The following is a 20,478-nucleotide window of genomic DNA, read 5'->3' as shown; positions in this document are numbered from 1 at the left end:
ATGGTGACTAAAAAATGGATCTTATTAAATAATGAGATCATGATTAAAAATGACGACGAATTCAGCCTTCATAAAGATAAAGAAGCAGTCCGGTCTTATTTTCTGGATTATGTCAATAAGAATACCGTCTTCTTTTACACTTTAAAAGAAAAGATCGATTACCTGATAGAGCAGGAGTATTATATTGATTTTTATCAATGGTATACTTTTGAGCAGATGGAAGAAGTGTATGACCTGGTCTATGCGAAAAAATTCCGCTTCCAGTCATTCATGAGTGCCTTTAAGTTTTTTCAGAGTTATGCCCTGAGGGATGACAGCGGAGAAAAATTTCTGGAACGTTATGAAGACAGGGTCGTTGCGGTGTCCTTATTCCTGGCAAGGGGCGATGTGCCTCAGGCTAAGTCATATGCAGAAATGTTGATTAATCAGGAGTATCAGCCTGCAACACCAACATTTCTGAACTCGGGTAAGAAACGCTCCGGTGAGCTGGTGTCCTGTTTTCTGGATGAAATAGGTGATAACCTCAATGGTATTGGGTATGCGATAGACTCGGCCATGAAATTATCTTCTATTGGCGGTGGTGTATCTTTTAATTTATCAAAGATCCGGGCCAGAGGAGAGTCAATTAAAGATGTGGAAGGCCGTGCGGGTGGTGTACTGCCTATTATGAAAATATTGGAGGATACTTTCTCTTATGCTAATCAGTTAGGTCAGCGTCCGGGAGCCGGTGCGGTATATCTGAATGTTTTTCATACGGATATAGAAGAATTCCTGGACTGTAAAAAGATCAATGTCGATGAGAAGGTCAGGATCAAGTCGCTGTCTATTGGTGTGGTTGTGCCTGATAAATTTATGGAACTGGCAGAAAAAGATGAAGCTTGTTATCTTTTCTATCCGCATACAGTATTAAAACAGTATGGTAAATACCTGGATGAGATGGATATGGACCAGATGTACGAGGAACTGGTCACTAATCCGCTAGTTAAAAAGAAAAAAGTTAATGCCCGTCACCTGATGGTGAAAATTGCACAGACACAAAAAGAAAGCGGATATCCTTATTTGTTCTTTAAGGGAAATGCAAACAGGGGACATGCACTGAAAGCAATAGGTAATGTGAAGTTCTCCAATCTGTGTACGGAAATAATGCAGATTTCAGAGGTCTCTGATATCGAGATTTACGGTAAAGAAGATCAGATCCGCTATGGTATTTCCTGTAATCTGGGGTCTTTAAACATTGCTACGGTAATGGCTAACAAAAGAATCAAAGAGGCCGTTATAACGGCCATGCACTCGCTTACTGTTGTTTCTGATATGACCAATATTGCTATGGTTCCATCTGTTCAGAAGGCCAATAAAGAGTTGCATAGTGTTGGTCTGGGAGCGATGAACCTGCATGGTTTTCTGGCTAAAAACTTTATCATGTATGAAAGTAAAGAAGCGCTGGATTTCTGTAATGTGTTCTTCATGATGGTTAATTTTTACTCTATTCAGGCTTCTATGGAGATTGCGAAGGAGAAAAAAGAGACTTTCGTGGGATTTGAAGCTTCGGAATATGCTAACGGCAATTACTTTGCTTCTTATATCGCTAAAGATATTGTGCCTTTGAATGATAAAATAGCTGTATTATTTGACGGAATGGAGATTCCTTCTGCGGCCGACTGGTTAAGTTTAATGAATGAGGTGAAAACACATGGTTTGTATCATGCCTACAGGCTCGCTATCGCTCCGAATCAGTCTACATCATATATTATGAACGCTACTGCATCAGTAATGCCTGTGGTGGATGTTATAGAAGTCAGAGAATATGGAGACAGTACAACTTATTATCCTATGCCTTATCTGGATAATGATAACTATTTCTTCTATAAATCTGCTTATGATATGGACCAGAAGAATGTGCTCCGTCTGATCTCTGTGATCCAGAAACATGTTGATCAGGGGATCTCGACCATTCTTCATACCAATACGAAAGACAGTACGCGTGATATTGCTAAATATTATATATACGCACATAAAATGGGACTGAAATCCCTGTATTATACACGTACCCGCAAGGCCTCTATAGATGAGTGTGTGTCGTGTTCAGTTTAGTTATAGTATTTTGTAAATCAGATAGATAAATGAGTCAATATAAAGCAGTAAACTGGAATACCCCGGAAAATGATTATGCTGGAATGTTCTGGGAACAGAACCTGCGCCAGTTCTGGATAGACACTGAGTATATTCCATCTAAAGATATAGATAGCTGGAAATCACTAAGCCCTGAAATTCAGGAGGCTTATAAAAAAGCATTGGGAGGTTTGACGCTTCTGGATACCATTCAGAGCCATACGGGGATGCCTAAATTGCTGGATCATATAGATGGGCTGCAGAATAAGGCAGTATTGTCTTTTATGTGTATGATGGAGGCTATTCATGCCAAGTCGTACTCTACAATTTTTACCACAGTAAACAGTACTGCGGAGATTAATGAGTTGTTTGAGTGGGTAGAGGGCAATAAACTGCTTCAGTTCAAGGCAGCAACTATTGACAGGTTTTATAGAAATCTGGATGCGGCGAAAGTCAGCAATGAGGTCTTGTTTATGGGGCTGGCTGCATCTGTATTACTGGAGTCTTTCCTTTTCTACAGCGGGTTCTTTATGCCTTTGTGGCTTGCGGGGCAGGGACAAATGGTGGCAAGTGCAGATATTATCAAAAAGATTGTTGCAGATGAATCTATCCATGGTGTTTTTGTGGGTTTACTAGCTCAGGATGTTTATAAAAAGCTGCCTGATCCGGCAAAAAGCAAGGCAGAGCTGGTTGAATTACTGATGGAGCTTTATGAAAACGAACTGAAATATACGGATGAACTTTATACAGAAGTTGGTCTGACAGCTGATGTAAAAGAGTATGTACGTTATAATGCAAACAAGGCAATGATGAACCTTGGATTTGAAGAGTTATTTGAGATAAAGTCGGTTAACTCAATAGTTTTAAATGGATTAAATGGGGAAACTACCCAGCATGATTTTTTCTCAAAGAAATCTACCAACTATGAAAAAAGTACTGAAATCCTCTACCTTAGAGATGAGGATTTTCAGATGGATACGGATCCCGTATTTTAAGCATAGATCAAGTACAACCCTATATCAGTAAAGCTGATATAGGGGTGTGCTTCTTTACTGGTTTTTCTTTTCCTGATGATTTAAAGTGTTGTTGAATAAGTCAAATTATTTCTTTAATAGGATCGAAGTTCTGTTCTGATTCAAATGTATTTGTCTTACATTTGCCGCATACAATTATTAATGCGCTCCTCACTCTTTTTCTTGCTTTTTCTATTCATTTCGGCTTCTTGTTGGGGTCAGGTAATTACTATTGACAGGAATTTGGCTTATGCCGGTCTTGGGAGGTCGGTAAGTTACTTAAAGGATGCAGATGGGCGGCTGACTATAGATCAGGTCGCAGAAGCAGGGAAAAAGCCCGGCTTTTTGAAGTCAGTAGCTGATATACTTAATTTCGGGAACTCTTCGGCGGCTTATTGGATAAAAGTTTCTTTTGTAAATAAGGTCAAAGAGAAAGCTTATCTGGTTCTGGATGTATCGAGCATTGAAAGTATTGATTATTATACTCCTGACAGTCTGGGTGGATTTTCCAGGTTTCATACTGGTAGTATAGCTCCTGGTGATCGCGGAAATATTCAAACAAATAATTATATTTTTTCTTTACCTGAATGTAAGTATGATTCTGAAATACAGGTAGTTTATTTTAGGTTGAAAACTAATAATATTCTTTTGGTTCCTTTGAAAATAGCCTTGCCTGATCGTTTGGTAGAGGGCTCGGGTTCGGCTGAGCGTTTTGAGTCAGTTTACATTGGTATTCTGATTGCGCTGTTTTTTTCTAATATTTTTGTGTTTATCCGTTCAAAGGATATGACTTATCTTTATTATAGCGTCTATATCCTTTTCCTGTTTATTTACATCGTATGCTATTTCAGGGGTTATGCTTATTGTCTGGACGACGAGTTCAGGATTTTCATTAATACTTATCCTCATCTGTTTTTGGGGCTCGGCAGTCTGGCGGGAATTGCGTTCTCCAGCAGTTTCCTGAATCTGTCAGTGCTGCTTCCCCGGTCAAAATGGATTGTCCGGTTGCTTATAGTTAGTTGGGGCGTGGTTATTTTGATCTGTCTGTTTGGTTATAAGTCATATGGATCGATGCTCGCTCAGGTGTTATCGAGTGCTACAACTCTTGTGGTCTGGTTATTAGGTGTTGTGCTTTATTGGAGGGGATATAAGCCAGCATTATACTATATTGTTGCCTGGGCAATCACTTGTTTATCTACAGTATTACTTGGTTTAAGTTTGTCTAATTTTATTATTTACAGTGAGTTGTATTTAAAAATATCACTTCTTGGTTTTGTTTTTGAGCTTCTTTTGCTCTCTCTGGCATTAGGAGACAGATTGAAAGATTTAAATGAGGGAAGACTGGTTATACAGTCTGATAAATTGAGGATTCAGGAAGAGAATCTTTATCTGATAAAAACGCAGAATGAGCGTTTGGAAGAAATAGTGCATACAAGAACAAAGGTGCTGCTGAAAACGGTTAAATCGCTGGAGGAAGCGAATGCGGATAAAAGCAGGCTTTTTTCAATAATAGCACATGATCTGAGAAGTCCGTTTAATAGTTTGCTTAGTCTGTATTCGCTGAATGATTTAGATCTGCTTTCATTGGAAGAAGTCAAGATGTTGCTCAATGATAGCAGAAAGAGCTTTGATCATATTCATAATACCCTGAATAATTTGCTTTATTGGGCGCAAAGTCAGCTGGAAGGGATCAGTACAGTACCCTCCAGATTTAATGTGTACAATTTAGTGGAGGAACTGATGATGGTTTACCGGCCATTGATTTTGAAGAAGAATATTGTTGCTGAACTAACGCTGACTGAGGATTCAGATGTATTTGCTGATTTAAATCAAATCAATCTGGTTGTACGGAATCTGCTTGATAATGCAATTAAATTTACGCCTCTGAATCAGTTTATCCATCTGAAAGTATGGGGAAGAGGGGTTGAAATTTATGTGGATGTCAGCAATCCTGTCGCGGGTGTTTTGAATATCGATCAGCTGGTCAATAATGTGGGCCACAAGCCTTCTTATGGAACGTCGAATGAACGTGGCGTCGGACTTGGATTGCGGTTATGCAAAGACTTTGTCGAAAGGAATAATGGAAAGCTTAAAGTGCTCAAAGAGGAGGGCTGTGTGGTCTTTCGTTTCAGTCTGCCTAAATTCAAAAGTACTGATATAGCTGCTGTGGATTAAGAAAATAATTAAAATTATCCGTGCTTTTTCGTATCTTGTTAATCCCTTTAAAAGCGAACATTTTCTTTGAAACAATATTATATTTTGTGGTTTTAGATAGCAAAATATAATATTGTTGTGATTTGTAACTGTCTATTTTTCTTTTTGTTATATTGTTTTATGTGTAGTATAACTTCTTTTTAAGCCTCAAATGTAATGCTGGTTGTGCTATTTTTACAGAATTATATTCTGTATTTGGCTTTATGTTGCTGTATTGCAGTGTTTTAATGTGTTGTTGTTAACTAATACTCTTGTCTTTTGTAAGCTGCTGAAAAATCTGAACGCATGGTCTTAAAGCGTTCCACTACAGTTGCAATAAATATCTCATCAAGGAGCTGAAAAATCTCATTTGCACCACCTCCGGTCAAATCTAGTTCGGATAATTTATAGCTCTGTTCTAAGGTTCCCTGTTCAAATTTTACAATGTATTTCTGGTTCATATTGAACAAGGTGATCTTACATTCCGGATGTGGTAGTTCTGCAATTACTCTCATATGGTGAATTAAATTAATGGCTTTAAATTTTCAAATCTAAGAATATTACCAATTCCTTACACACGTTATCTGTGTGATTGCTTAATTTTAAACCATCAAAAATGAAATTAAAGGATGGCAGAGGATTTAGTAATTATACAAACTGAAAGTAAAGAAGAACAATATCAGTCGTTGATCCCTCAGATAGAGGCATTGTTAAGTGGAGAGGATGACCTGATAGCTAACCTGGCAAACATAACAGCTGCCTTAAAAGAACAATTCGGATGGTTATGGGTAGGGTTCTATCTGGTGAAAGGCGATGAGCTTGTTCTGGGGCCGTTTCAGGGGCCTGTTGCCTGTACCAGAATCAGGATGGGAAAAGGTGTCTGTGGTAAATCCTGGGAGGAAGCCAGAACGATCATTGTAGATGATGTAGAGCTGTTTCCCGGCCATATTGCCTGTAGTTCTGCTTCCAGGTCGGAAATTGTATTGCCTGTATTTAAAAATGAAGTTGTGGTAGGGGTGCTTGATGTGGATAGCGCTGAACTTTCGCAATTTGATCATATTGATGAACAATATCTGAAGCAGGTTATTGCGCTTCTGAAAGCATAGGTCTTATTTCTTGTTGTAAGCCGTTTTGTCATGAAATTGTAACAAGGGATCTATTAGTGTAGAATGATTCTAAATAATGTATCTTTGTTGAACCAAAGCAGCAATATTCCTGTCTGGTTATAATGACATAATGGTTTAGACAAGGATCAATATACTGTTCAGTACTTATTTTATTAAATCCTGGTTACCCGCACAAAAGAGTGCGGGTAATACAGGTACAAAAAGAAGTAATAACCCCTGAAGATGCCTGAAAAACTGAATGAATCGGATTTGAAAGAATTAGCCGGTCAGCTGGGCTGTCCGAATGGCGAAAAAGGAATAAAGACTGCCAATAACATGGCAGTTAATAATGGCCATATGATTTCACTTAGCATCTCGGCAATGAATGCCGGTTCAAATGATGTAGTACTGGAAATAGGTCCTGGAAACGGCGCCCACGTCGGAGATCTCTTAGCTACGAATAAACATTTGCTGTATTATGGTGTTGATATCTCGCCATTGATGATTAGTGAGGCCAATAAATTAAATCAAATAGCTGTGTCAGCCGGAAGAGCAGATTTTTCGCTGTCTGACGGAGAAAAACTAAACTTTGCTGATGATTTCTTTAGCAGGGTATTTACGGTGAATACATTATATTTCTGGAAAGACCCTCTTGCTTATACCCGGGAAATTCTAAGGGTACTCAGGCCGGGTGGTACATTTACACTGACCTTTGCTGTGCGTGATTTCATGAAAACACTTCCTTTTACAAAATATGATTTTCAATTGTACAGCCTGGCAGAGGCTGAGAGCCTGTCGCGCAAGGGTGGTTTTGAAATCAGGCGGGTAGATATCCATCAGGAGACCGTCAGAAGTAATGCGGCAGGAATGAGGGTGGAGCGGGAAATAACTATTATTACTGCAATCAGGCCACTCTGATCAGTGTTTCTGTCTTTTAAATCAGAAGGCTTTTTAAGCCCTCTGAGGATTTATTATTATAAATATGTGTTCTGGCCTGAACTTGTGTCAAGATGTCCGTGAGAACTCTGTAATGCATTGTTAATCCAGGTCTGAATTATAAAATCTGATGTAATCTGATATACTGGAGCAGCATAATTGTTTTTCCGTCTTTAATTTCTCCATTTTCTATCATATCAAGGGCACTGTCTATGGAGACTTCTAAAACTTCTATATTTTCGTGCTCATGATCCAGCCCGCCCCCTTCATGTACTTTCATGTCTTTTGAATAAGCCGCAATGAAGAAATAAAGAATTTCTGTGACTGAGCCCGGTGACATATAAGCTTCGAATATTTTACGTACTTCGGTCACTTTATAACCTGTTTCTTCTTCTGTTTCTCTTTTGATGCAATCTTCTGCATTATCCTGGTCCAGCAGACCTGCACAGGCTTCAATCAACATTCCAGTACTATTGCCATTCACAAAAGTGGGTAATCTGAATTGTCTGGTCAGGATTACGGTTTGCTGTTCTTTGTTGTAAAGTAAGATGGCCGCGCCGTTTCCACGATCGTAAGCCTCTCTGCTCAGGACCTGGGTACTGCCGTCTTTCAGCAGGTGTTCGTAGGTAATCTTTTTAAGTGTATACCAGTTATCAGAAAGGATTTCCGTTTTTAATATTTTTACGTTCTCAGTCATATTATGTTTCGATAGATTGCAAAATAGTTAGAATTTTAAACTGATTCTTAATCTTTAGAAAATAATCCTGACCAGGAAAAATTTCCTGCGCTGTAACCTACCTTTTGTCAAAACTATAAAGCAGGTCGTCAATTAGTTTCTCCCCCGAGTTTTCATCATCCGTTCTTCGTGAAGATTTACACATCACAGCTAAAAAAGAATTATGAAAACTTTGCACTACTGCCTGATTATCGTTGGATTGGGCTTAAATTTTAAAACCAACGCGCAAACCGGAGTCTCCGGTAAACTTAAAGTGGACTATGTTCCCTTTTCGAATTATATAAGACCGGTCGACAGTGTCAGAACTGGATCATCGAGTAACTTTAAAAGGGTACAGTTAGGATTTAACATTCCTTTGTCTTTTAAAATAGATTCGGCCGGAAGACCAAAAATGTGGGCAGTAGCCGTAGAAGGATCATACGCATCGATAACTAATCGTAATTATCCTGAAAAACTATTCCCTTCAGAAATGCTGAATGCGCAGGTAGGACTGATTCATCTGCGTCCTATCAGTAAAACATGGTCTATCATGGCTATGGCTTCTGTAGGGGTTTATACAGATATGGAAAAAATCACTTCTGATGATATCCTGGCTCAGGGAGGGGTTTTATTTATTAAGAATTTCAATCCACGTCTGGCCCTGGGATTTGGCCCTGTTTTATCCAATACCTTTGGTGTACCTATGATTTTACCTGGTATTTATTTTAACTGGGTGACACAGGGACGTTATCAGTTGCATATCAATTTTCCTGAAGGTATAGAGTTTGGTGTAACGATGAATCCTGCTATTCAGCTTAAAGCTGTTGTAGAACTGAGTGGAATGACTGCTGAAAGGAATATAGATAATAAATCTGTGTTACTGGGATATCAGCAAATCGTAGCGGGTCTGAGACCAGAGTTTAAACTGGGGAAATCTGTTACTCTACAATTGACCGCCGGTTCTACGTTGACCAGGTCTTTTTCGACCACCAGCAGAAGACTTAAGGATTTCTTTAAAACAAAGGATATGGCAGATCCGAGATTTGTGTCCACAGCTTACGGAGCCGTTGCAATCAAGTGGGACCTGAGCAAAAAGAAATAGTGGGGTTGGGTTTATACCAAATTGCTTATCTACTAAGCAATTTGGTATAAACAACCTCTTTCAGGAGTTCTTCCCGGCGGTTCCTCGAGATTGGTAATTCGTTGCCGTTAATAAATATCCGGCCTCCTGAAACTGAATCAATATGAGAAATATTGATCAGGTAAGATTTATGTATCCTGAAAAAATTATCCTTCGGTAAGGTCTCTTCCAGGGATATCATCGTTTGATGAATAATCAGTTCACGGTCTTTAAAATGAAGTTTAGCATAATTCTGCATCCCTTCAATAAATAAGATATCAACCCAGGATATCTTTTGAAAGCTATCTCCCTGACGTATATACAAGAAAGTATCCACAGGCTGCGGATGTCTGGCTGTCTGACTCATTAAATGAAGTTGTCTTGCTTTTAAGGCAGCCTGGTAAAAGCGTTTGAATGTGATAGGTTTTAACAGATAATCCACAATTTGCAACCGGTAGCCTTCCAAGGCATGTTCTGAGTAAGCGGTTGTTAAAATTGTCAATGGAGGGTGCTCCAGTGACTCAAGGAATTCCAGACCCGAAAGATAGGGCATATTAATATCGAGAAACAGTAAGTCTATATTTCCCTGTTGTATATAAGTTGATGCTTCCATTGCCGTAGCGCAGGTACCGGCTACGGTTAAAAAATCCAGTTTACTGCAAAAATCACTGATAGCGGTTCTGGCCAGGGGTTCGTCATCAATAACCAGGCATTGTAGTGGGGCTTCATTGGTGTTGTTAGGAGGGACGAGTGCCATGTTTTATTTCGTTTGGTGTAATTGGATCGTAAGTGCTACGCTAAATAAATGAGTTGTTTTTTCTATGTTCAGCTGGTGCTGGTTTGGATACAGCAGTTCAAGTCTTTTCTTAACATTGTCTAAACCGAGCCCATGGCTGTTGTTTTTTCTGGGCTGCTGTACAGAGTTTGAATTTTCGATAGTAAAGATCAGTTCATCATCCTGTTGTTTTAAGATTAAAGTTACATATCCTTTTTCATAGGGCAGACGGGATACATGTTTAAAAGCATTTTCAACAAAGGGTACAAGTAAAAGGGGGAGAATGTATCTCTTCCCGTCTTTGATATTCCAGATACAGTCTACTTTGAGTTCATCGCCCCATCTTATTCTTTCTACTGCGACCAGATCTTTCAGATATTGTACTTCGCGTTCGAGCAGTACAGATTCCTGATTGCATTCGTACAGCTGATATCTCAGGATATCTGAGAATTTAACCAGTAAAACGGAGGCCAGTTCGACGTTTTTCTGCATTAAAATGTGAATATGGTTTAATACATTAAACATTAAATGCGGATTGATTTGATCCTGGAGTATCCTCAGTTGGGCTACCAGGTGTTCTTGTTTCAAAAGGGCATGATTTTTCTCAATTTTCTCATGTTCCTGATAAAACCTGAGACCGCAGGCAGTTGAGTTGATTAAAACAGCAGAGGGGATAGCAGAGACAAAGGTAGGCCAGAAGTTACTATAATGAATACTTATGGTTGCACTGTCACCGAGAGTTCCATGGATAAGTAGCCAGTAAATACTTACCGAAGAGCCGGCTAGGATAATATTCAGAACCAATGTAATGACAACGCACTGAACGACGAAAATCTTCATGTTTCCGGATGCTATTGCCTTTGGTAACAGATGATTACTCAGGATGTGAGCTGAGGCTATGGCGCCTGAGAATAAAATTATGGTGACATAAGCAGCAGGTAAAATAGGGAAGTCGTGGGCCATCTGAGACCAGAATGCGATAGCCAGAATTGCCCAGAATACTACTGTGATAATCCGGTTTTTATTGAAAATGATTGTCTTCATTAGAACGTAATGTTTTGATGAGCTGATGTTTTGCTCATGAAGCGGACAAGAGCTTAACCCATCTGCCAGATAGACCAAGCTCTTGTCCGCTTCGTTAAATTTTTTAAAAGTAGAAAGAATTTTTAGAAGATCATGAGACCAATCGTTGCCTGATATGTCATTGGACGGGATTTAAAGTCTTTACTCATTTTGGTCAGTCCTCCCTGAGCACTCAGATCGAAGGTTAATCTGCCAAAGTCAACACCTACACCTGCCTGGTAACCAATGTTGGATTTGTCGAATTGTTTGAACGATTCCTTGACCTCCTTTAATATCTTTGCTTTATCGTTCAACGTATAGGAGTAAACGCCGCCGCCAAATACACGCAGGTTAAGGAGGTCTGATTTAATTACTTTGTATCCTATAACCACCGGAACATCAATACTATTCCAGGAGGTGTTTTGTGAACCCAGGGTAGCAGATGTTGTTTTAGATGATTTGTGCGAGTACAAAAGCTCTCCTTGAATATAGGCTCTTGAGATATCGAATCTTGTGAAAGCTCCTGCTGAGTAACCTCCGGCATATTTATTAGTCAGATCGGCGTAGTTCAATGATAAATTAGTAAAATTGGCACCTCCTTTTACTCCTATATGGAAAGGAAGTGAGTTTTGTGATCTGGCAGTAGTAGTGACTAAAGCAAGCGCTGCAAAAGGAATCAGGAACAGATTCCATCTTTTAAATTGTGATTTCATATTTATATATTTTCCACAAAAAAGAGGAATAATGGAAAGTGAGACGAAACAATTTGACCAATTGCAATCAGGGATTGACAGAAGGCTGGTCAGACTGGTCATGCAGCAGGGAAGAATTTAGCTTTTTTAACACTTTTGCCAGAATACCTATCGCTTCCTCCATTTCTTTAGGGGTCATTGAAGCAAAACCTAAGCGGATATGATTTAATTCCTTGCTTGCAGCATCAAAATATCCCTGGCCGTTACTTAAAGACAGCCCCATTGCAGATGCTTTTCTGGCCACTTCTTCTGCATAAATGCCATTTTTATATTTTATCCAGACAGCCAGGCCGCCATCTGGAATTTTATACTCTACCAGGTCTCCCAGCTGCTCTGCCAATAACCGGCAAAAGACATCACGTCTTTCATGATAGGTCTTATTTGCTTTTTTAAGATGCCGGCTGATATCGCCATTCTTTAATAAGTTGGCTAAAGCTTCTTCCAGCAGTAATTCTCCCTGCCGGTCAATGAGTCTGCGCAAACGCGTGGCCTGTATAATGAGGTTTTGCGGGCAGATCATAAAGCCGATCCGGATGCCTGGAGCTATGGTTTTACTGAATGAACCAATATAAATCACGCTGCCATAATAATCCAGACTGGCTAGTGGTAAAATAGGGCTGCTGCTATAATGGAAGTCATAATCGTAATCATCTTCAATAATCGCAAAGCGATATTTCATGGCCAGTTCCAGTAAACACATCCGACGCTCAGAACTCAGTGTGACCGTTGTCGGTCTGTGGTGATGCGGAATCACATAGAGCATTTTTACCTTTTTCCTTTTGCAGATGGCCTCTACAGCATCCATATCCATCCCGCATTCGTCAAGGGGTACCAGTTCTATGTTAGCCCCACCATGTCTGAAAACTTCATTTGCTCCCGGAAATCCAGGATCACCCACGATCACAGTATCACCATTGGAAATGAGTATCTGGGTGGTAAGGTGAATAGCCATCTGTGCACCTTTGGTAATCAGGATGTGTTCGGGGCTGATATTCAATCCTCTCGTTTCGGCAAGAAAATGAGAAAGTTCTACCCTGAGGTTCTCTGATCCCTGTTCCGGGCCATAAGTTAAATACCTGGGCGCAAAACGGTAATTGGCAAAACGACGGTATTCTCTGACCAGTAAATCAATAGGAGCCAGGCGTGTGTCAGGAAGCCCGTCATTGATAATCAGGTTTCCTTTTGGAGGCTCAATATATACCTCGGTAAATGGAATTTTGTTGTCATCAACTTCAAAAAAAGTTTTTTCAGGATAATGACTGGTTTTTGAATCTGTAATGATCGGCCGGGGGGTGACATCGGGTAGATTCTTAGCTATAAATATTCCTTTTCTTGGTAAAGTATCAACCCAGCTTTGTGCATATAACTCTTCGTAAGCTGCAATGATAGTTTTACGGTGTACATTCAGGTTCAAAGCAAGAGAACGGCTGCTGGGCAAGGCGGTACCCGATTTTAAAGTGCCCTGTCTGATATGGGCGATGATTCCATTGGCAATTTGGAGATACACGGGTATCTGAAGTGTTTTATCAATATTTAAGTGGATTCCTGGAAATATCATCTGGACTATTTGTCTTGTTGTTTCTGGACTACTAAGGTAGCCCAATTATATGTTATTTTTGATAAGAAAAAAATATTTATCAAGATCAGCTCATGATACAAAATACGCCTCCGAAATTATCCGCACTATTGGTTATTGTTGCCTTCGCTATTGTTTATATAGTATGGGGCTCCACTTATTTTTTTATACAAATGGCTATGAAGGGATTTCCTCCAATGATATTAGGGGCATTCCGTTTTACGATCGCAGGTCTTTTACTCCTGAGCTGGTGCGCTTATAAAGGTGACAATATCTGGATTAAGAAAGATATTATCAATGCTGGGATTAGTGGGCTGTTTCTGCTTTTTGGAGCTACGGGAATTGTGATCTGGGTAGAGCAGACTTTGCCAAGTGCAATGGTTGCCATTCTGGTATCGGTAGGCCCAATCTGGATGGTCTTACTGGACAAACCCAACTGGAAGGTGAATTTTAAGAACAGATCAACTATTACCGGATTACTTGTCGGATTTGCAGGAGTAGTTCTGTTATTTGGTGAGCAGGCTGTTAAAGCAATGGGAGACGGACATGGTTCTGCTATGCTTTATGCTATGGGATTACTTTTGCTTGCTCCGGTCTGCTGGTCGACAGGCTCTTTGTTTTCTAAACGCCAGGTAAGTAATTCACCGGCCAGAATGGGAACTGCGTGGCAGATGATTATTGCCGGGTTAGCTTTTATCCCTGCAGGTTTTATACATGGAGAGTATAAAAGTTTTAGTTTCTACACGGTTTCAATGCAATCCTGGGCAGCAGTGCTGTATCTTATCTTTTTCGGTTCTATCATTGCCTTCAGTGCTTATGTATGGCTGATCAGAGTAAGACCTGTAACACAGGTGAGTACGCATGCTTATGTCAATCCTGTAGTTGCCGTTTTATTAGGGGTGCTATTCGCCAATGAGCATATTACCTTATTACAGGTAGCAGGCCTGGCAGTAATACTTTTAAGTGTGCTATTAATTAACCTGGTTAAATACCGTAAACCAGTTGAAAAAACGATCAGTCCTGAGGCGCCATCAGTTTGTAAAGCACCAGTAGAGCTGGTGACTGCAGATTAATTATAAAAAACGCGATTTGCTGCCGGTGAGTTCATGGAGATTTTCAGTAATCCTTTCTATTTTCCAGTCCCACCATTTGAGCTCCAGTAATTCTTCAATCTTTTCGGCAGAGAAACGTTTTCTGATTTCTTTACCAGGATTGCCGCCAACTACGCTATAAGGGGCAACATCCCGGGTGACAGTGGTATTGGTAGCTATGATCGCGCCATCCCCGATATGAACTCCAGGCATTATAGTCGCATTTGATCCGATCCAGACATCATTTCCTACAATGGTATCCCCCTTAAAAGGTAATTCTTCCATTTTTGGGGTTACCTTTTCCCAGCCGTTACCAAAGATATTGAAAGGGTAAGCAGTTATACCATCCATTTTATGGTTTGCTCCGTTCATGATGAAGGTTACTCCTGATGCAATCATGCAGAATTTGCCAATAATCAGCTTGTCCCCGATGAAATCGAAATGATATTTTACATTTCTTTCGAAATTATAGACATCTTTGAAATCATCATAATAGGTGTAATCGCCTACAATAATATTGGGGCTTGTGATGATGTTTTTTAGGAAACAGAGTCTTTGGTAGTGGTTTATCGGGTATTTTTCGTCTTTATCTGGTCCTTTCATCATGCTGTATTTATATCGCCACAATTCTTGATTCTTGTGGAAGAGCGTTTGCAATCGTGCTAATTTAATAGAAAAACTAATTAGTATAAAATGAAATCCCTAATTATTAATTCCGACCTTTACCTGGGCTGAGATCAAAATGGCTCTTTACTAAATATGTATCAGCATTTAATAAATAATATATCTACCCGGATTGAGCTTAATCAAGCAGATGTGGAGCTGTGTGAGAAATATTTTGAGCCGGTGTTGTTCCCTAAAAACAGTATCATTGAAGAAGAAGGGCGGGTCCCAAAATATCTGTATTACGTTGTTTCGGGTTTCATAAGGTTATTTCATTACAATGAGGATGGGGACGAAGTGACTACACATCTGAATTGTCCCCCGGGGTTTATCACTGCTTACAGCCATTTTATCAATGAAACCAGGTCTTCTGAAAATGTGGAATGTATTACTCCCTGTGAGTTACTGAGGATTAATAAAGCTGATCTGGATACTATTTGTAAACAAAGCAGTGCTTTTAAAGATTATAGTATCCTGGTGTTCCATGCGGCCCTTGCTTATAATGAAAACCGGGCAAAAGAGCTGGCCAGTCTAACTGCCGAGCAACGTTATATTAAACTTATTGATAATTATCCTTCGGTAATCCACCATGTTCCTTTACAATATATTGCCTCTTTTCTGGGGATGAAACCAGAAAGTCTGAGCCGTATCCGTAAAAAAATAATTAGCTAACAAATGTCAAGTGGCTGCGGTTAATCTTTATGGAGATTTGTATGTATAATTAAAAGCATACAAAGATGATACATCAAAATTTAGCATTGGTTACAGGTGCAAACGGACATTTAGGTAATAATTTAATGCGGTTACTGATTAGTAAGGGGATTCCTGTCAGAGGATCAGTCCGTGACCTTGAAAACAGAGCATCTTTTTCAGATTTACATGCTGAAATGGTAAAAGCAGATATTACTGATAAACGCTCTTTAATCCTCGCTATGCAGGATGTGGAAGTCGTTTATGCAGTGGGGGCTGCTTTCAAATTATGGGCAAAAGACCCGGTAAAAGAGATATATGACGTTAATCTTCAGGGTACCAGGAACCTGATCGAAGCAGCGGCCGAAGCTGGGGTGAAGAAGATTGTTTATGTAAGTTCTATTGCTGCACTGGATTACAGTAAACTTCCTGCTAAAGAAAGCAATGGACAAAATCCTGACCGCAGGGATATGTACTATAATTCTAAAAATGACGGAGAAACTTTAGCCTTTGAATTAGCCAGGAAACATAACATTGAATTAGTGGCTGTCCTGCCTTCGGCGATGATCGGAAGTGAAGCTTACGGAAGTTTAAGTGTATCATATAATATCATCAAACTGGTATTAAATAAGGAAATCCCAGTGGAGACGAAAATTACCTTAAACTGGGTGGATGTAAAAGATGTCGCAGAAGGCTGTTATCTGGCTGCTACCAAAGGCAGGAGTGGGGAACGTTATATCCTGGCTAATGAGAAATGTACCTCTATTAAACAAACGACTCAGATTGCCCAGGAACTTTTTCCGGAGCTTAAAATTAAACTTCCGGTTGCTGTGCCTAAACCAGTTTTATATTTTGCAGCATGGCTGATGGAACTTGGAGGCAAGCTAAGTGGTAAAGCACCGCTTTTAAGTGTAAAGGATATTGCTATGTTTTCGGGCCTTCAACAGAATTTCGATATTTCAAAGGCAAGGAACGAACTGGGGTTTAATCCCAAAAGTCCGGTGCAAGTTGTTAAAGAGTCGATGTTATATCTGATGAAAAACAGTGACAGACTAATGAAAAGCTAGTTATTTCAGGTCATCAAACTCAAGATAAAGGGTTTGATGACTGGAAAAAACAATAGGCCGGATAGTTTCCTTACTGTTTCCACTGTGAGTTCTCCATGAAAACGGTTTTTCGCTGTCCTTTTCATGGAAACTGACAGTAATATAGGGGTGGGCTGTAAGTAGCTTCAGGTCTTTTTTATCCTTTAACTGCACAATTAAATTCTCATCAAAGTCAGGTCTGCTGCTGATCTGATGAACCAGGAACTGTTCTTTTGCATTGCCGAAAAGCAGATAATGAAGGTTGTCCGGTTTTGTAGCATTTTTATCAAATTGTTTATAATAGATAACTTTTTTGATTTTGACTGTGATGTTTTTAAGAAATGAAGAACCGCCTCTTTCAAAATGGCCACGGTAGATACTGGCTTTGAAAATCCGGGTATAATTAATCATTTCAGGGAGGACAAAGGTTTCTGGTTCTATGGTGTAGACCAGTTCACCGGGATGATTTTTTCTGTCTTGCTGATAAATAACCTGGTCATCTTTCGTTAATTCCAGAATTAAAATGATCTGATAGTCGTGTGGACTATGAAACATAGGTAAATGAGAAGCATAAATTGTTTCATTACCCATTAGCATCATCCCATGGGTTGAAGGCCTGTCGGGATAGTGCTGTGCAAACAGAGACATCGTAATACTCAGTAAAAATATAGTCAGTACAGATTTCATGGCCATTCAGCTAAAGCCTGCGAAATTATATAAATTATTGCTTATTCATCATTCTTACCTGATCAAGATCAGAACTATGATACATAAACTCCGGAATTTTGGCCAGATTGGATTGTCCTATTTTCTGCCCTAAGCCATAGAAATGCTGAAAGCTCATAATTAGTGGCCGCCATTTATCAGGATCAATACGGTTGGGTTTATTATCCAATAAAATTGATTCCTCCACATAAACACGCTGAATACTTAGTTCTATAGTCAGGATCCGGCCTTTTTGATGAGGATCTGATTCTGCCAGACTATGTATCGCTTCTACTTTGGCTTCAAGTTGAACCGGACATTCTTTGACTCTAGGTGGAAGAACTATTTCGGATTTTATGGCGGTCATACCTGCGGTAGCAAATTTATCCCGCTCAAAGCGATATCCTTTTTGTATTTTTCCTTCAGGCACTGGATAGGCACCAGTAGTCAAAGCAAGCCGGTTTACGGCATTTACTTCATTGACCGAGGGTAAATTGAGTACGCATTCTTTGGTACGGATTAAATTTCTGGCAGTTTGTGCACCTGCCGCTATTCCAATAACACAACGCCAGCCAAGCCAGAAGACGGAGGAGATGGGCGCGAGATTATAAGTGTAATCTTCATTGATGGAACTGATCAGAACAACTGGTGTTCCAAAGTACAGGATCTCTGGTTCGCTGAATTTATGCATGGTGAATGATTTATTCAGTAAAATTAAATCTTCTCAAAGCCCATAAAAACCCGATTCTTGCTGATCGGTATTAAACTGGTTATAAAACACAAAGGCAGACCATCAGGTCTGCCTTTGTGAAAACGGTTCTGTTATAAATTTAGTGGTTTACCAGTTTCATCGCACCTTCGTTATAGCGATCTCCACTAACAGGAAAACGAATAATCAATTCATCAATAACTTTCAGATCAGCTACTGACAAGCTTAAATCGGCAGCGCCAGCATTTTCTTCAAGATATTTTCGTTTTTTCGTTCCCGGAATAGGAATAATATCTTCACCCTGAGCCAGTACCCAGGCCAGAGCCAGTTGAGCTGGTGTACAGCTCTTATCTTTTGCTATTGCTGCAAATCCGTTGATCAGTTTGTTGTTGTTATCCAGATTAGCCTCCTGATAACGCGGTAAGGATTTACGGAAATCATTGTCTGATAAAGTGTTTACATCCAGTGTATTGGTGACAAGACCTCTGGCAAGTGGTGAATAGGGAACCAGTGAAATACCCAATTCTCTTACAGTAGCTAATATTTCGCCTTCTACGTCCCGCGTCAATAAAGAATATTCACTTTGCAGGGCAGCTATAGGATGGACAGCATTTGCCTTTCTGATAGAAGCAGGGGATGCTTCGCTTAAGCCCAGGTAGCGTACTTTTCCTTCTTTGACCAACTCTGCCATTGCACCAACAGTTTCTTCTATTGGAACATTAGGATCTACACGATGTGCATAATATAAATCTATAGTATCTATTTTTAATCGTTTGAGGCTTTGTTCGACAGCAATTTTTATCCATTGTGGTGAACCGTCAAAATAAGTCCCGCTTGCATTACTTGGTCCGGCAATACCATCTTTAAAGCGGAAACCGAATTTAGTAGCAATGAATACTTTATTTCTGTTTGGTACAAGTACCTGTGAAATCAGTTCTTCGTTTAAGCCATTAGCATACATGTCAGCTGTATCCCAGAAATTAATTCCCAGGTCTAATGCCTTATGGAGTGTAGCTATACTTTCAGTATCATCAACAGGGCCATAAGCAAAACTCATTCCCATACAGCCAAGCCCAATGGCAGACAGTTTTTCTTCAGTTGTTCCCAGATTTCTATATTTCATGTTTTTAAGATTTGATGAAACAAAGTTAATTGGCAGAAAAGGGATGCAGTTATACTATTCAAACAGATGGTTATAATAATCAAACGGCTGCATGTCTAACCTCTATCGGTGAGATCCCTGTATTTTTTTTGAAAAAATTGGTAAAGTAAGCCGGGTATTCAAATCCAAGACCATAAGCAATTTCCGAAATATTCCAGTCTGTATGCTGTAGCAGTGCTTTAGCCTCTCTGGTGATTCTTGACGCTATATGTTCGGTCGTTGTTTTACCAGAGAACTCTTTTACGGAACGATTGAGATGATTCACATGTATGGAAAGACTTCTTGCAAAATCAGCCGCCGTCTTTAGTTTTAAAGACATGTGTGGTGTATCAACCGGAAATTGTCTTTCCAGAAGTTCCAAAAATAAAGTTGCAATACGGGATGAAGCATTGGTGTGTTTCTCGAAGTTTTCTGCCGGGCTCATTTTCATGGACTCATGAATAATCAGATACAGGTAGTTTCTTAACATGCTGTATTTGTGTGTGTAATCAGAGCTTATCTCTTTCATCATTTTAAGAAAGATAGCTGATACTTCTCTCTGCTGGAATTCATCAATAAAGAAGACAGGGTTGCTGCCAATACGGAATAAAGGAGAATCCTGCAAAGATTCCTGTCTTTCACCCGTCTGAATAAAGGCTTCGGTAAAAAGACAGAACCAGCCTTGCTGTAAGTCTGATTCCGCTTCCCAGGAATAGGGAACAATAGGATTGGAGAAAAGAAGTGCGGGGCGGTCTATCTGGATCCATTTATCTGCATAATGCAGTTTACCGGTGCCAATAATAAGCGAAACCTTGTAAAAATCCCGTCTGCTGTAGGGAGTCCGCGGGGAGCAGTTCTCTCTGGAAAATATATTGAAATGACCGGCTCCTGCATTATCTATTTTCAGACCTAACGGATTTGCTTTTGGGACACGGTCGTAAAAGTCTTCTACACTCTCTGTTGATTTCATTATCTAATTTATAAAAATCAAATGAAACCTGCAATTTGTTTTACACTAAACTTTTATTCCTGGCATA

General features: G+C 39.7%; 20 protein-coding genes. 9 read left to right on the top strand and 11 right to left on the bottom strand.

What is annotated here, in order from left to right; all coding sequences use genetic code 11:
• The 3 genes from nrdE (at position 1) to HDF25_RS05180 (ending at position 5,297) form a co-directional block, all read left to right on the top strand.
• Positions 1–2,091, top strand: coding sequence for a class 1b ribonucleoside-diphosphate reductase subunit alpha (nrdE, locus tag HDF25_RS05190; RefSeq protein WP_184623448.1), 2,091 nt, complete (start codon positions 1–3; stop codon positions 2,089–2,091).
• A gap of 29 nt (positions 2,092–2,120) precedes the next feature.
• Positions 2,121–3,104, top strand: coding sequence for a class 1b ribonucleoside-diphosphate reductase subunit beta (nrdF, locus tag HDF25_RS05185; RefSeq protein WP_184623446.1), 984 nt, complete (start codon positions 2,121–2,123; stop codon positions 3,102–3,104).
• A 180-nt stretch (positions 3,105–3,284) separates the two neighbouring features.
• Complete coding sequence (locus HDF25_RS05180; protein ID WP_184623444.1) at positions 3,285–5,297, top strand: sensor histidine kinase; 2,013 nt, start codon at positions 3,285–3,287, stop codon at positions 5,295–5,297.
• Positions 5,298–5,578: 281 nt separating this feature from the next.
• On the opposite strand, the gene HDF25_RS05175 is transcribed toward HDF25_RS05180, so the two are convergent.
• Complete coding sequence (locus HDF25_RS05175) at positions 5,579–5,830, bottom strand: hypothetical protein (RefSeq protein WP_184623442.1); 252 nt, start codon at positions 5,828–5,830, stop codon at positions 5,579–5,581.
• 114 nt (positions 5,831–5,944) lie between these two features.
• Between HDF25_RS05175 and HDF25_RS05170 the strand changes: the two genes are divergently transcribed.
• The gene (locus HDF25_RS05170) at positions 5,945–6,421 is read left to right on the top strand and encodes a GAF domain-containing protein (RefSeq protein WP_184623440.1); all 477 of its coding nucleotides are present in this window, start codon (positions 5,945–5,947) and stop codon (positions 6,419–6,421) included.
• A 243-nt stretch (positions 6,422–6,664) separates the two neighbouring features.
• Complete coding sequence (locus tag HDF25_RS05165) at positions 6,665–7,339, top strand: class I SAM-dependent methyltransferase (RefSeq protein ID WP_184623438.1); 675 nt, start codon at positions 6,665–6,667, stop codon at positions 7,337–7,339.
• 136 nt (positions 7,340–7,475) lie between these two features.
• Here HDF25_RS05165 and nudK read toward each other — a convergent pair whose 3' ends face one another.
• A complete protein-coding gene (gene nudK, locus HDF25_RS05160; protein WP_184623436.1) occupies positions 7,476–8,054 on the bottom strand; it encodes a GDP-mannose pyrophosphatase NudK in 579 nt (192 codons plus the stop codon).
• Positions 8,055–8,256: 202 nt separating this feature from the next.
• Between nudK and HDF25_RS05155 the strand changes: the two genes are divergently transcribed.
• Positions 8,257–9,174 (top strand): DUF6268 family outer membrane beta-barrel protein, encoded by a 918-nt coding sequence (locus HDF25_RS05155; protein WP_184623434.1) that lies wholly within the window; start codon positions 8,257–8,259, stop codon positions 9,172–9,174.
• 25 nt (positions 9,175–9,199) lie between these two features.
• Here the strand turns inward: HDF25_RS05155 and HDF25_RS05150 are convergent, their stop codons facing one another.
• The 4 genes from HDF25_RS05150 to HDF25_RS05135 form a co-directional block, all read right to left on the bottom strand.
• Positions 9,200–9,949, bottom strand: coding sequence for a LytR/AlgR family response regulator transcription factor (locus HDF25_RS05150; protein WP_184623432.1), 750 nt, complete (start codon positions 9,947–9,949; stop codon positions 9,200–9,202).
• A gap of 3 nt (positions 9,950–9,952) precedes the next feature.
• Positions 9,953–11,011 carry a sensor histidine kinase gene (locus tag HDF25_RS05145; RefSeq protein ID WP_184623430.1) on the bottom strand — a complete coding sequence of 353 codons (1,059 nt, stop codon included), beginning with the start codon at positions 11,009–11,011 and terminating at the stop codon, positions 9,953–9,955.
• A 122-nt stretch (positions 11,012–11,133) separates the two neighbouring features.
• Positions 11,134–11,742, bottom strand: a complete 609-nt coding sequence (locus HDF25_RS05140; protein WP_184623428.1) for a porin family protein — start codon at positions 11,740–11,742, stop codon at positions 11,134–11,136.
• A gap of 67 nt (positions 11,743–11,809) precedes the next feature.
• Positions 11,810–13,339 carry a PLP-dependent aminotransferase family protein gene (locus tag HDF25_RS05135; RefSeq protein WP_184623426.1) on the bottom strand — a complete coding sequence of 510 codons (1,530 nt, stop codon included), beginning with the start codon at positions 13,337–13,339 and terminating at the stop codon, positions 11,810–11,812.
• A 92-nt stretch (positions 13,340–13,431) separates the two neighbouring features.
• Here HDF25_RS05135 and HDF25_RS05130 point away from each other — a divergent pair, with 92 nt between their 5' ends.
• Positions 13,432–14,430 (top strand): EamA family transporter, encoded by a 999-nt coding sequence (locus tag HDF25_RS05130; RefSeq protein WP_184623424.1) that lies wholly within the window; start codon positions 13,432–13,434, stop codon positions 14,428–14,430.
• On the opposite strand, the gene HDF25_RS05125 is transcribed toward HDF25_RS05130, so the two are convergent.
• Entirely contained in the window at positions 14,431–15,054 is a 624-nt protein-coding gene (locus HDF25_RS05125) for a Vat family streptogramin A O-acetyltransferase (RefSeq protein WP_260409322.1), read from the bottom strand.
• A 153-nt stretch (positions 15,055–15,207) separates the two neighbouring features.
• Between HDF25_RS05125 and HDF25_RS05120 the strand changes: the two genes are divergently transcribed.
• Together HDF25_RS05120 and HDF25_RS05115 are read left to right on the top strand one after the other, a co-directional pair.
• Positions 15,208–15,783 carry a Crp/Fnr family transcriptional regulator gene (locus HDF25_RS05120; protein ID WP_184623422.1) on the top strand — a complete coding sequence of 192 codons (576 nt, stop codon included), beginning with the start codon at positions 15,208–15,210 and terminating at the stop codon, positions 15,781–15,783.
• 65 nt (positions 15,784–15,848) lie between these two features.
• The gene (locus HDF25_RS05115; RefSeq protein WP_184623420.1) at positions 15,849–16,868 is read left to right on the top strand and encodes an NAD-dependent epimerase/dehydratase family protein; all 1,020 of its coding nucleotides are present in this window, start codon (positions 15,849–15,851) and stop codon (positions 16,866–16,868) included.
• Here the strand turns inward: HDF25_RS05115 and HDF25_RS05110 are convergent, their stop codons facing one another.
• From HDF25_RS05110 to HDF25_RS05095, 4 genes are all read right to left on the bottom strand, one after another.
• Entirely contained in the window at positions 16,869–17,573 is a 705-nt protein-coding gene (locus HDF25_RS05110) for a hypothetical protein (RefSeq protein WP_184623418.1), read from the bottom strand.
• A 34-nt stretch (positions 17,574–17,607) separates the two neighbouring features.
• Positions 17,608–18,282 (bottom strand): flavin reductase family protein, encoded by a 675-nt coding sequence (locus tag HDF25_RS05105; protein WP_184623416.1) that lies wholly within the window; start codon positions 18,280–18,282, stop codon positions 17,608–17,610.
• 139 nt (positions 18,283–18,421) lie between these two features.
• Positions 18,422–19,423 carry an aldo/keto reductase gene (locus HDF25_RS05100; RefSeq protein WP_184623414.1) on the bottom strand — a complete coding sequence of 334 codons (1,002 nt, stop codon included), beginning with the start codon at positions 19,421–19,423 and terminating at the stop codon, positions 18,422–18,424.
• 79 nt (positions 19,424–19,502) lie between these two features.
• Positions 19,503–20,411: a helix-turn-helix domain-containing protein gene (locus tag HDF25_RS05095; protein ID WP_184623412.1), complete on the bottom strand. Its 909-nt coding sequence runs from the start codon at positions 20,409–20,411 to the stop codon at positions 19,503–19,505.
• Positions 20,412–20,478 lie beyond the last annotated feature (67 nt).

This window comes from Pedobacter cryoconitis, assembly GCF_014207135.1.
Taxonomy (GTDB): domain Bacteria; phylum Bacteroidota; class Bacteroidia; order Sphingobacteriales; family Sphingobacteriaceae; genus Pedobacter; species Pedobacter cryoconitis_D.
This window is presented reverse-complemented; position numbering and strand designations above follow the sequence as displayed.